The organism is Corallococcus sp. CA053C (assembly GCF_003611675.1).
Lineage (GTDB): Bacteria > Myxococcota > Myxococcia > Myxococcales > Myxococcaceae > Corallococcus.
The window spans coordinates 1-11,526 of record NZ_RAWA01000322.1 but is presented as its reverse complement, the minus strand read 5'-3'; the positions used below and the strand labels follow the sequence as shown (position 1 = coordinate 11,526).

The 11,526-nt window shown below is 70.3% G+C and carries 10 protein-coding genes; 2 read left to right on the top strand and 8 right to left on the bottom strand.

The genetic code is table 11. The features are described from left to right. Positions 1–17 precede the first annotated feature (17 nt). The 4 genes from D7V97_RS31710 to D7V97_RS31695 all read right to left on the bottom strand — a co-directional run bounded on the left by D7V97_RS31710 (position 18) and on the right by D7V97_RS31695 (position 3,511). Complete coding sequence (locus tag D7V97_RS31710; protein ID WP_120614364.1) at positions 18–941, bottom strand: DUF3396 domain-containing protein; 924 nt, start codon at positions 939–941, stop codon at positions 18–20. Further along, positions 938–1,552 (bottom strand): hypothetical protein, encoded by a 615-nt coding sequence (locus D7V97_RS31705; RefSeq protein ID WP_147445049.1) that lies wholly within the window; start codon positions 1,550–1,552, stop codon positions 938–940. The genes D7V97_RS31710 and D7V97_RS31705 overlap by 4 nt, the downstream gene beginning before the upstream one ends. Before the next feature lie 238 nt (positions 1,553–1,790). Further along, positions 1,791–2,711 (bottom strand): DUF3396 domain-containing protein, encoded by a 921-nt coding sequence (locus tag D7V97_RS31700; protein WP_233583348.1) that lies wholly within the window; start codon positions 2,709–2,711, stop codon positions 1,791–1,793. Continuing rightward, complete coding sequence (locus D7V97_RS31695) at positions 2,708–3,511, bottom strand: hypothetical protein (RefSeq protein ID WP_147445048.1); 804 nt, start codon at positions 3,509–3,511, stop codon at positions 2,708–2,710. Before D7V97_RS31695 ends, D7V97_RS31700 begins: the two co-directional genes overlap by 4 nt. 120 nt (positions 3,512–3,631) lie before the next feature. Here D7V97_RS31695 and D7V97_RS31690 point away from each other — a divergent pair, with 120 nt between their 5' ends. Beyond that, positions 3,632–4,756: a serine/threonine-protein kinase gene (locus D7V97_RS31690; RefSeq protein ID WP_120614361.1), complete on the top strand. Its 1,125-nt coding sequence runs from the start codon at positions 3,632–3,634 to the stop codon at positions 4,754–4,756. A gap of 36 nt (positions 4,757–4,792) precedes the next feature. Here D7V97_RS31690 and queF read toward each other — a convergent pair whose 3' ends face one another. Further along, positions 4,793–5,152 carry a preQ(1) synthase gene (gene queF / locus D7V97_RS31685; protein ID WP_120614360.1) on the bottom strand — a complete coding sequence of 120 codons (360 nt, stop codon included), beginning with the start codon at positions 5,150–5,152 and terminating at the stop codon, positions 4,793–4,795. A gap of 196 nt (positions 5,153–5,348) precedes the next feature. Here queF and D7V97_RS31680 point away from each other — a divergent pair, with 196 nt between their 5' ends. Next, positions 5,349–7,244 (top strand): ATP-binding protein, encoded by a 1,896-nt coding sequence (locus tag D7V97_RS31680; RefSeq protein ID WP_120614366.1) that lies wholly within the window; start codon positions 5,349–5,351, stop codon positions 7,242–7,244. Here D7V97_RS31680 and D7V97_RS31675 read toward each other — a convergent pair. From D7V97_RS31675 to D7V97_RS31665, 3 genes are read right to left on the bottom strand one after another with little or no spacing between them, the layout of a single operon-like run. Continuing rightward, entirely contained in the window at positions 7,231–7,959 is a 729-nt protein-coding gene (locus tag D7V97_RS31675) for a carbohydrate deacetylase (RefSeq protein ID WP_120614359.1), read from the bottom strand. The genes D7V97_RS31680 and D7V97_RS31675 overlap by 14 nt on opposite strands. A 30-nt stretch (positions 7,960–7,989) precedes the next feature. Continuing rightward, complete coding sequence (locus D7V97_RS31670; protein ID WP_120614358.1) at positions 7,990–9,006, bottom strand: PHB depolymerase family esterase; 1,017 nt, start codon at positions 9,004–9,006, stop codon at positions 7,990–7,992. Between the two features lie 10 nt (positions 9,007–9,016). After that, on the bottom strand, positions 9,017–11,380 hold the full coding sequence (locus tag D7V97_RS31665; RefSeq protein ID WP_255424857.1) for a protein kinase: 2,364 nt from the start codon (positions 11,378–11,380) through the stop codon (positions 9,017–9,019). Positions 11,381–11,526 lie beyond the last annotated feature (146 nt).

The following is an 11,526-nucleotide window of genomic DNA, read 5'->3' as shown; positions in this document are numbered from 1 at the left end:
GGCGGGAGGCGGGGCGCTCAGTCGAGGAAGCGGCGCTCCAGGCGACGTCGGATCCTCTGGAGGGCGTGCTCGTTGGGTTGTGGAGGGCCAGGATGCTCCTGGTAGAGCCAGGGTTCGAGCACGCGCGCGAGTTCCCGGTAGGCGGGGAGTGTCTGTCCTTGCTCGGTGTCACCGGCCTCGGGCCACGGGCCCAGCGTGACGACGGCACGGTCAGGCCCCAGCTCCTGCACGGTGGTGTCCGGGGATTGAAGACGGGTGCGCAGGACCGCTGCGCCTCCCAGTTCCGGGAGCACTGGGGGGCCCAGGAAGGTCATCCAGGCGGGGCCGGTCACGCGGGTGCCAATTCCACGGGAGCGTCCATCCAGAGACAGCACATCCATCGCAGGGTGACGGAGGGCGAGCTTCTCCACCTCATGGAAAACGGACGAGGCCAGGGGCTCCCCAAGGAAGGCGAGGCCCGCATGGCCACTGCTGAAGGGGAGGGACTTCGCCATGTCGAGTGCCAACTCATGGACGCGTCCCGGGCCATGTGTCTCCAGGAACTCCGTGGGCAGCGAAACCGCCAGCGCGCTGACCTCCTCCGGCCCGTAAAAACCGTCCGGATCACCGAGTGGCTTCCCGACGTAATGGAAGTCGAATCGATCGTCCATTTGGGCTGCTTCCGTCAGATGGATGTACGCCCAGGCTTCATCATGAAGGCTCCGTCGGGTGACATCCCATCCCTTCGAGTCGAGCTGTTGCCATTGGCCGTCGAGATCCGAGTACGAACCGAGAGCGTCCCCTCCGATGGTCTCCAGATACACGTCCAGCGCTCGTTGAACCCCCTCCTTCAGGGCCGCGTGCGGGTGAGGCATGTAGAAGCAGATCTGGAGCCCTTCGCGAGCAACGAGAATCTCTCCGTTTGCCACATGGAGGCGAATGCGAGGAATGGAGTTGCTCATGGGAGTGGCCCCCACCGTGGGACCATGCGAAAGACCTGTGACTCACCCAATCCGAGTGCTTCCATATAGAGCTTCTTCTGGGAGCGTCCGCTCTCGGTCGAAACCTTTCGCCATTCGGGCGGATCACCTGCCCCCGAGCAGGGAAACTTGAAGTCGTAGACCGATTGGGCCTGAAGCGGGTCGCCCTGGTGGATGACCACGTCGGGGACAATCGTGCCCCTGAGCTCGGCACCACGACCCTCACGGAGCAGGGCATTCACTTGCTCCTGCGTGAGATACGTCGTCTTGGGAATCCGCCGGTCATACCGATAGGTGGGCTCCAGGCTGAACCTTCCCGGCACCACGGTGTCGAGCCGCTGCCGGGAGCACTCCAGGGCGAACTGGTGCATGGCGGTTCCCCACTTCATGGCCTGTGTCACGGGCTCTTTGCGCGCATTGTGTTCGACCACCTCGTTGCACTCCTCCTTCGTGGGGCTCTGGCCTCCGTGCTGACGAATCAGGATCTCCGAGCGGGCCAGGTCCGCGCACTCCTTCAGCACCTGCTCCACGGCTCGTTTGGCGTCCTCGTCCAGCATCGCCCTGGCCTCCGCGACCAGCACGGCCACTTCCACCGCGCGAGGCACCTGGACCACCGCCCCCTCGCCCGCGCACAGGGCCGGGTTGTGGCGGCAGCTGTTCGTCACCGTGTCGAAGCTCTGCGCATACGTCCCCGGGTGCCTGGGCGCGCCCGCACAGCCGCTGAGCCCCAAAGACGCCAACACCCACAGCCACCCTGTCCGAAGTCCCGGCACCGCGCCTCCGTGTGCGCCCACCCGCAGGCATCCATCTTACCAAGCCGCTTGCGAACGCTTAGTCGAGGAAGCGGCGCTCCCAGCGGCGCCGGACCTTGACGAGATGGTGCTCGTTGAGTTCCGGAGGGCCGGGATGCTCCTGGTACAGCCAGGGCCTGAGCACGCGAGCGAGCTCCCGGTAGGCGGGGAGTGTCTGTCCTTGCTCGGTGTCCCCGGCCTCTGGCCACGGGCCCAACGTGATGACAGCACGGTCGGGTCCCAGCTCCTGCACGGTGGTGTCCGGGGAGTGGAGACGGGCGCGCAGGGCCGCTGTGCCGCCCAACTCCGTGAGCACCGGTGGTCCCAGGAAGTTCATCCACGAAGGCCCGCGCACGCGGGTGCCCAGGTCACTGGCGAGCGCGTTCAGCATGGATACATCCATCCCTGGGTAGCGCAGACAACGTGCATCCACCTCATCGCGGACGCCCAAGATGTCGAGCTGACATTGAAATGAGGGCCCCGCCTGCCCGAAGGAGAAGGGGAGGTCCTTCGCCAGGGTCAATGCCAGCTCACTCACCCTGTTCGGACCGTGCTGCTCCAGGAACTCAGTGGGCAGCCAGAAGCCCAGGGAGCTGATCACCGTCGGGCTGTAGAACCGCTCCGGGTTGCCAAGGTCCTTGCCGTAGTACTCGAAGTAATAGCGCATCGCTCCGTTCTCCGCGTCGCTCAGGACGACATTGGAGAAGTTCTCTCCGTGCAATTCCTGGCGCGCGGCGCGCCACCCGGTGCCATCGAGTGCCACCCATTCGCCTTCCTCGGTGGCGTAGAAGCCCAGGGCGTCGTGGCCCACCGCATCCAGGTAGACTCCCAGGGCGCGCTCTACGGCATGCTCCAGCCGAGAGTGCGGTTGGGGCATATGGAAATGGATGCGCAGGCCCTCGCGAATGAGCAGGGCACCGTTCTGGGCGAGTACCCGGATCCTGGGAATGTGCTGGCTCATGGGGGAATGACTCCAATCCTGGGCACAACGCGCAAGGGGGCTTCGGGAAGGCGCAACGCCTGCTGGTAGAGCTGATCCTGGTACTCACCTTCGTAGGCGTGTCCCCGGGGATATCTCCGCCAAGGAGGTCTTGCGTCGCTGTTCACGCAGGGGAACTTGAAGTCGTAGACCGATTGGGCCTGAAGCGGGTCGCCCTGGTGGATGACCACGTCGGGGACAATCGTGCCCCTGAGTTCGGCACCGCGCCCCTCGCGGAGCAGGGCATTCACTTGCTCCTGCGTGAGGTACGTCGTCCTGGGAACCCGCCGGTCATACCGATAGGTGGGCTCCAGGCTGAACCTTCCCGGCACCACGGTGTCCAGCCGCTGCCGGGAGCACTCCAGGGCGAACTGGTGCATGGCGGTTCCCCACTTCATGGCCTGTGTCACGGGCTCTTTGCGCGCATTGTGTTCGACCACCTCGTTGCACTCCTCCTTCGTGGGGCTCTGGCCTCCGTGCTGACGAATCAGGACCTCCGAGCGGGCCAGGTCCGCGCACTCCTTCAGCACCTGCTCCACCGCTCGCTGGGTGTCCTCGTCCAGCATCGCCCTGGCCCCCGCGACCAGCACGGCCACTTCCACCGCGCGAGGCACCTGGACCACCGCCCCCTCGCCTGTGCACAGGGCCGGGTTGTGGCGGCAGCTGTTCGTCACCGTGTCGAAACTCTGCGCATACGTCCCCGGATGCCTCGGCGCGCCCGCGCAGCCGCCGAACCCCACCGCCGCCAACACCCACAGCCACCCTGTCCGAAGTCCTGGCACCTCCCCATCCTGCCAGCCCCTCGCCGCAGGTAGGCCCCCTGGCGTGGGAGTGAGACAGCGACACCGCGCCTTTCCACCACACCTGTGCGAATGGCCTCCGTCGGGAGGGCCCATCGACGCATGAGACGTGAATCGGTACCCTGCGGCCCCGTGACCGTCGCCGAGAAGAATGAGAAAGCCGTGCGTCACCGCAAGATTGGCGCCTGCCGCGTGCTGGGCGAGCTGGGCCGCGGTGGCATGGCCATCGTGTACCGCGGCCTGCACGAGCTGCTGCAGCGCGAGGTGGCCATCAAGGAGCTGCTCCCCGAAGGCCAGCGCGACAAGGAGGCCCTGTCACGCTTCCGCCGCGAGGCCCTGGCGCTCGCCGCCTTCCGCCACCAGAACATCGTCACCCTCTATGACCTGGTGGAGAAGAACGACAGCTTCTTCATGGTCATGGAGTTCGTGGACGGGCCCACCCTCCACGGCCTCATCAAGGAAGGCCCGCTGCCCCCGGATGTCGCCGCCGTCATCTGCGCCCGCATCGCCAGCGCGCTCGACCACGCCCACTTCCGCCGCATCATCCACCGCGACCTCAAGCCCGCGAACGTCATGCTCACCAAGTCCGGTGAGGTGAAGCTCATGGACTTCGGCATCGCCAAGGACGTGGGCCTCGAAGCCCTCACCCAGCAGGGCATGGCCGTGGGCACGCCCTCCTATATGTCCCCCGAGCAGGTGACCGGCGCCCCCATCGACGCGCGCACCGACATCTTCTCCCTCGGCGTGCTCCTCTACGAGACCCTCTCCGGCACCCGCCCCTTCGTGGGCAAGTCCGCCGGCGAGGTGTTCGCCCGCATCCGCGACGGCAAGTTCACGCCCCTCCACAAAGTCGCCCCCAACGTGCCCACGCCCCTGGCGCGCATCGTCAAGCGCGCGCTGGCCGTGAAGCCGGAGGCCCGCTTCCCGGACGCCGCCGCCATGCGCCGCGAGCTGGACCTGTTCCTCGCGCACGAAGTGCCCGTGTCCCACCCCGCGCTGCTCGTGGCCTTCCTGCGCTACCGCCAGAAGCTCACCGAGACGGAGGCGCTCGCCCACCTCACCCAGCAGGAACTGGGCGTGCTGGACGTCTTCAACGCGCCGAAGCCCCCCCGGCGCAGCCAGCGGTGGAAGCTGGCCGCGCTCGCCGCGGGGACGGCCGCCGTCGGCACGGGCCTCTACCTCTCCCACGCCCAGTGGCTGCCCGTGCTGGAGCAGCTCACGCGGTGACGGGAGGAGGGAGGCCCACACCCCTGCGGGGGCCGCCTACTTCTTCTTTTCGTGCGTGACGGTGACGATGGTGCCGATGCCGCCGCGCACGAAGAAGTCGCCCACCACGGTGAGCTTGCGCGGCTGGATGGCCTTCACGATGTCGTCCGCGATGGTGTTGGTCACCTTCTCGTGGAAGGCGCCCTCGTTCCGGTAGGACCACATGTAGAGCTTCAGGCTCTTGAGCTCCACGCACAGCTGATCCGGCACGTACTTGATGGTGAAGCGCGCGAAGTCCGGCTGGCCCGTCAGCGGGCACAGGCAGGTGAACTCCGGGACGTCGAAGGCGATCTCGTAATCGCGCTCGGGGGCGGGATTGGGGAAGGTCTGGACTTCCTTGGACGGCTTTGAGGACATGGCGTGTCGTGTAGCACACGTTCCGTGCCTGTCGCCGCTCCCGCAAACGTCGCCTCCCTGGTTGCCCGCCAGCGCCTCTGTTCGGCGCCCAACGGGAAGGAGCCCTGGGGTCCAGCAGATCGGCCGGGGGTGGTTGGCGATCATGGGAGGGGATCCCTATCTCCCCCTCCGGCGACCCCTGCTGCGCCCCGACCCCATGCTGCCACCCAATGACGTCGAGGATGTCCTCTCGTGCCTGCCCCAAGCGCTCGTGCGCGTGGGACCCGACCTTCGCGTCCAATGGTGCGAGGAGGGCTTCGCGGCCAAGACGGGCGTGGTGCTGGCACCGGGCGGCACGCTCGTGGACGTGCTGGAGCACGGCCGCAGCCTGGATGCGCTGGAGCGCGCCATCCGGGACGGGCGGACGCACTCCGGCCACGTCATCACGCGCGCGCTGCGGCAGGTGCGCGTGCAGGTGAAGCCCGCCCACGCGGGCGGGGCGTGGCTGGTGGTGGAGCCTTCCGGCGTGGACGACGAGGGTGCCTTTTCACAGGCCGTGCGGGAGATTGCCCGCGCGGTGGGTGAGTCGCTGGAGGTGGACCGCGTCTGCTCGGCCGCCGTGGTGTCCCTGGTGCGGTGTGCCCAGGTGCGGCGCGCGGAGGTGTTCCTCTACGAGGAGGACGACGCGACGCTGCGGCGCATGGCGGTGTCGGACCTGGACGGACACGAGCTGCCCGGGGACGCGTTCAACCCGGCCGAGGATCCGTACCGGCAGGCCCTGGCCCTGCGCCAGCCGCAGCTGGGCATCCAGCGCGGCTACGGGGACGCGGTGGGGTCGGTGTTCGCGGCGGTGCCGCTGTGCGCGCCGCGCCGCACCGTGGGGCTGCTGCTCATCTACAAGGAGCAGGGCGTTTCGTTCTCCGTGCGGGAGCTGGAGATGTGGAGCGCGGCGGCCAGTCAGCTCGCCGTGGCGGTGGAGAACGCGCGCCTGTTGCGCGAGGCCCAGGCGGCCCTGCGCGTGCGCGAGGAGTTCATGTCCATCGCGTCGCACGAGCTGAAGACGCCGCTCACGCCGCTCAAGCTGGGCCTGTACTCCATGGAGCGCCGCATCGCCGCGGGGCAGCCGGTGGAGCTGGCGAGCGTGCTCAAGTCCAAGCGCCAGGTGGACCGGCTGGCCGGGCTGGTGGAGGACCTGCTGGACGCAAGCCGTCTGGAATTGGGGCGGCTGGCGCTGGACTCGTCGCCGCTGGAGGTGGGGCAGCTGGTGGCGGAGGTGGTGGATCACTTCCGCCATGCCTTCGAGCGCCCCTTCTCCGTGGAGGTGCCTCCCGACGGCGTCTGGGTGCTCGGCGACAGGGACCGGCTGGAGCAGGTGCTGGTGAACCTGCTGGAGAACGCGCACAAGTACAGCCCGGCGGGGGCGCCCATCGCGGTGCGGGTGCAGCGCACGGCGGACGCGGCGCGCATCCAGGTGCAGGACCACGGCATCGGGATTCCGGGCGCGGATCAGGGGCAGGTGTTCCAGCGCTTCTACCGGGCGCGCAATGTGTCGCACCGCAACTTCGGCGGGCTGGGGCTGGGGCTGTTCATCAGCCACTCCATCGTGAAGATGCACGGCGGCGCGCTCGCGCTGCGCAGCCTGGAGGGCGAAGGGTCCACCTTCACGATGGACCTGCCGCGCATGTCGGCGCACGAGGTGCGCAGGTTGCCCCGGCGCGTGCTGGTGCTGGACGAGGACCGCAGCCAGGAGGCGGCCGCGGAGCGCACGCTCCGCGCGGAGGGCTTCGAGGTGTTCACCGTGCAGAACGGCGCCGAGGCCCTGCGCCAGGCGACGCACCTGCCCGTGGACCTCATCGTGCTGTCGACGAGCGCCACGCAGCCCCAGATGGCCTCCTTCCTGGAGACGTTCGCCACGCTGCCCCGCGCCCGGCCGGTGCCCATCCTGCTGGCGGGAGACTCGCGGCCGTGGTGGGCACAGGAGAACACCGGGCTGTGCCCCCGGCCCTACCGCGCGGACGAGCTGCTCGCGGGCGTGCACCACGTGCTGGGGCGCGAGCGGCGGCGGACCGTGTCGCCGGTGGAGTCGGAGGTCGTGCTCGCTACGCCGGCGTGAGGTGCCGGAAGTCCGTGGGGACGAGCCCCGCCTGCTCCAGGGCTTCGCGTGAGCGGGGATGGAGGAAGGTGGCCAGCTCCACCTCGCGCTGCGCCGCATAGCGACTGGTGACGACCTCGGGCAGGTGGCCGGGGTGGCACATCCACTCGGTGACGCCTTCGGTCGGGAGCGTGGCCAGGGCCTGCGTGAAGCGCTCCGGGGTCCAGTACGCCGCTTCGCCGGACTCACCGACGAAGTGATCATTCGTGGCCACGCCCCGGGCCCGCAGCGCCTCCCGCATGTCCGCGTCGATGGAGCGCACCGGCAGACCCGCACGCCGTGCGACGCGCGCGAGTCCCTCCAGCACCTGGGGATGGCGGTGCAAGTGCTTGTGCACGTCAACGTGCGTGGCGGGCTGGCCGAGGAGCTGCTCCAGCCGTCGCAGCTGCGCGAACGCCTCCGCCTCCACCGCGTCCGCGGGGAGCTCCGCGACGCGCGCTCCGACGAAGCCTCCTTCCGCGGACCGCCACTCGCGCGGGAAGTCGGGGCCGACGGGCGGCCCCCGGTCCAGGTTCAGATGCAACCCGATGGCGAGTCCCCGCGCCTGGCTCGCGGCCTCCTCGGACCAGGGGGTGTTCACCAGGAGCGTGGCGGAGGAGACGACGCCCTCGCGCAGGGCCTGGAGGATGCCCCGGGTGATGCCCGGGTCGTAGCCCAGGTCATCGGCGTTGAGGATGAGGGCGCGGGGCGGCGAGGGCGGGCTCCTTCAGGGACGCGGGCGCGCCTGGAAGAAGCGCCACATCTCCAGCGTCGCGTCCAGGTCCCGCGTGCCCTCGTTGAAGATCGGCTGGCCGGGCCAGGCGTGCTTGCCCCCGGTGACGGTGCACAGGCTCGCGGTGGCGCTCTCCGGCGTGCAGCCCGTGGCCGCGACGCAGGTGCTGTCGCCCTTCTGATACGTCTGCTGCTCCGGGCCGGTGCAGCCGTTGCGCGCGGCGAAGCGGCGCACGGACTCGGGCGCGGACGGGTAGGGCTTGCCCGCGGGGATGTTGTTGCCGCCGTCGTAGAGGATGGTCGGGTCGGCGGTGCCGTGGAAGTGGATCACGGGCACGGGGCGGGACGGGGCGCAGGCCGCCGAGCCCTCCATGCCCGCGACGGGCGCGATGGCGGCGAAGCGCTGGGCGCGCTCACAAGCCAGCCGGTAGGTGAAGAAGGCGCCGTTGGAGAAGCCGCTGGCGAAGACGCGGCGCGGATCCGTGCACACGCGCGCGTCCAGGTCCGCGAGCAGCGCGTCCACGAAACCCACGTCGTCCACGTTGAAGGCCTGGGCCGGACCGCAGCACGCGACGCCGTTCCAGCTCCGGCTGTCTTCATCTCCCTGGCCGACGGTCTCCGGGAGGTTGAGGCCGCGCGGGTAGACGGAGATGAAGCCCTCGGTGTCGCCCAGCCGGGAGAAGTTGCTCAGGAGCTCCTGCTCCACCTCGTTGGAGCCGAAGCCGTGGAAGCTGAGCACCACGGGCGTGGGCTTCGTGGCGTCGTAGCCCGGGGGCACGTGGACGCGGTAGTTGCGGGTGCGGCCTCCGTGCTCCACGGTCCAGTTGTAGGTGCCCGCCGTCACGGTGAGGCCGGAGCAGGCGGTGCGGTCCGCGGGCGCCACGTCGCCAGCGGTGGTGTCCGGGGTCACCTGCGTCCCGGCGTCGGGCGTGGGGTCGTCCGGCGTGGAGGCGCACGCGGCGGCGGTCATCAGCAGGCTGGTCGCGGCGAGGACGAGGAGGCGAAGTCGCATGGAGGGGGATTTAATTCCCCGGGCCGCACTCCGCAGCCAGTGCCGACGCACGGTCGGGGAACCTTTCCGACAGCGTACGTTTCACCTCGGCCACCGCCGCCGCGTCGCCCTCGTGGACGTGGAGCTGGCACCGCGCCGTCAGGGCGCGCGGATCGTCCGGCGCCAGACGCTCCGCTTCCCGGTACTCGCGCTCGGCGCCGCGAAGGTCGCCCTGCCGGAAGAGGACGGCCCCCAGGTACGAATGGGCCACCGCGAGCGACGGGGCCTTGCGCAGCGCGCGCTTGAGCAGCGAGACGGCGTCGTCCAGCTTCTCCTGGCGGAAGCGCACGAAGCCCAGCTCCGCGATGGCCGCCGCGTCGTCGTGCTGGCGCGTCCAGGTGGAGAGCACGGTGGCGGCCTCGTCCAGGCGTCCGCCTTGCGACAGGAGCTGTCCGTAGCGGGGGGCCACCTGGGCGGAGCCCGGCGCCTGCGCGTACGCCTTCGCGAGCGCCGTCAGCGCGCCCGGCACGTCACCCTGGCGGGCCCGCAGCTCGGCCAGGGCCAGCGGCGCGCGGATGTCCTTCGGAGCGAGGAGCGCGGCCTCGTCGATGGCGCGCTCGGCGCGCTTGCCCATGCGCAGCTCGGTGGCGGCGCGCGCGGCGAGCAGGTGCGCCTCCGCCTCCTTCGGGAAGCGCGCGGTGTACGTCTCCGCCAGCGCCAGGGCCTGCGGGTGGGCGCCCAGGCTCAACAGCAGGGTGCTCGCGCGGGCCAGCTCCTTGTCGGTGGCGCGCGGGTCCTTGCCCAGTTCTTCCAGCGCGGCCACCTTCGCCTCCAGCGTCGTGGCGGCCTCCGCGGCGGCGAGCCTCGCGGTGGGGAGCACATCCGGACGGCGCAGGTACCACGTGGCCCCCGCGCCCAGCCCGCCCAACGCGAGCACGCCCGCGACCACGCCCATGACCCAGCGCGACCGGGAGCGCGTGCCATCCGACGGAGCGGCGCGGGGAGGCTTCCCGGAGGCGACGGGCGGGACTCCACCTCGCGCAGTGGAGGCTGCGGTCCCGGTGTCGCCTGACGCAGGCCCGCGCGCCTTGTCGTGCGAAGCAGGCAAGGCGGCTCCGGGCCCGCGCGCCTTGTCGTGCGCGGCGGCGGCCCCGGATCCGCGCACCTGCTCGTGCGAGGTCACCCGGGTGGACGTCGCATCCGAGCTCGTGTCCTTGGGGAGGGCCTCCGGTGCCACGGGCCAGGCGCCGTTGGCTCCGACCGGCAGCGCGGGCCACTCGGCCGGACCGCTGGCCCCGCCCTGGGCCACGGGCCACGAGCCCTGCGCACCGGCCCGCGACGGCGTGCCTCCCAGCTCCGCGGGCCAGTCGCCCTGCACCATGAGCGGCGCTCCTGGCTCCGCGCCCGAGCTGGACGGATCCGCGAGCCTCGCGCGGCGCAGGGCCAGGCGCTTGGGGTCGCTGTCTGGCGGAAACAGGAGGTCCAGGTACGCGGCCACCTGCGCTGGCGTAGCGACCTCGGCGGGACCGCCGATGTGCTCGATGGCGGCGATGAAGGTCTGGAGGCTGTCGAACCGCGCCTCTGGATCCTTCGCGAGCGCCATGAGGCACACGCCCTCCAGCGCCTGCGGCACCGACGGGTCGAACGCGGTGGGCGGCTTCGGACGTCCCTCCGCGATGCGCGACAGCACCTCGTCGGGCGACATGCCGGTGAAGGGGCGCCGGCCGCAGAGCTGCTCGTAGAGCATCACCCCCGCGGCGAACAGGTCCGCGCGGTGGTCCACGCTGCGGCCGGCGATCATCTCCGGCGACATATAGAAGAACTTGCCCTTGAGCGTCCCCGGCTCCGTGCCGGAGCCCAGCGCGTCCGCCTTCGCGATGCCGAAGTCGATGACCTTCACCGCGCCGTTGACGCCCACGTGGATGTTGTCCGGCGTGAAGTCGCGGTGGACGATTCGCAGCGGCCGGCCCGCCTCGTCCACGGCGCGGTGCGCGGCATCCAACCCCCGGCACGCATCCACCAGCACGCGCAGGGTGATGCCCAGGGGCACGCGCTGGCCCCGCTCGGCGGCCTCCTGTCGCACCTCCGCGAACGAGCGTCCCTCCAGGAGCTCCATGGCGATGAAGGGCTCTCCGCCCTCCATGCCCAGCTCCAGGATGGAGACCACGTTCGGGTGGCGCACCTGCGCGGTGATGCGCGCCTCGTTGAGGAACATCTGCACGATGCGCCGGTCCGCGACCAGGTGCGGCATCAGCCGCTTCACCGCCACGGAGGGGCCGCGCTGCCCGTCCTGCGCGATGGGGCGCGCCAGATACACCTCGGCCATGCCGCCCGTCGCGATGCGCGCGCTCAAGCGGTAGTGCCCTGCCCAGGTAATGCCGGATTCCGACGCCAAGGTGCCGGCAGTCTACGGGTCCCCACCCCCCGCGCCCAAGGTCCTCCAGGCCTGCCTGCCTGGCTGTCCTCGACGCAACCCCCTGTTGCATGGATGTTTCAGGAGGGCACAGGAGCGCTCCAGGGGCCCATGCGCACCGTGTAGGG

Excerpts from the sequence above, each read along its gene's own strand:
- D7V97_RS31680 (WP_120614366.1), top strand. The coding sequence starts at position 5,349 with ATGCTGCCACCCAATGACGTCGAGGATGTCCTCTCGTGCCTGCCCCAA.
- D7V97_RS31700 (WP_233583348.1), bottom strand. The coding sequence starts at position 2,711 with ATGAGCCAGCACATTCCCAGGATCCGGGTACTCGCCCAGAACGGTGCC.
- queF (WP_120614360.1), bottom strand. The coding sequence starts at position 5,152 with ATGTCCTCAAAGCCGTCCAAGGAAGTCCAGACCTTCCCCAATCCCGCC.
- D7V97_RS31690 (WP_120614361.1), top strand. The coding sequence starts at position 3,632 with ATGAGACGTGAATCGGTACCCTGCGGCCCCGTGACCGTCGCCGAGAAG.
- D7V97_RS31670 (WP_120614358.1), bottom strand. The coding sequence starts at position 9,006 with ATGCGACTTCGCCTCCTCGTCCTCGCCGCGACCAGCCTGCTGATGACC.
- D7V97_RS31710 (WP_120614364.1), bottom strand. The coding sequence starts at position 941 with ATGAGCAACTCCATTCCTCGCATTCGCCTCCATGTGGCAAACGGAGAG.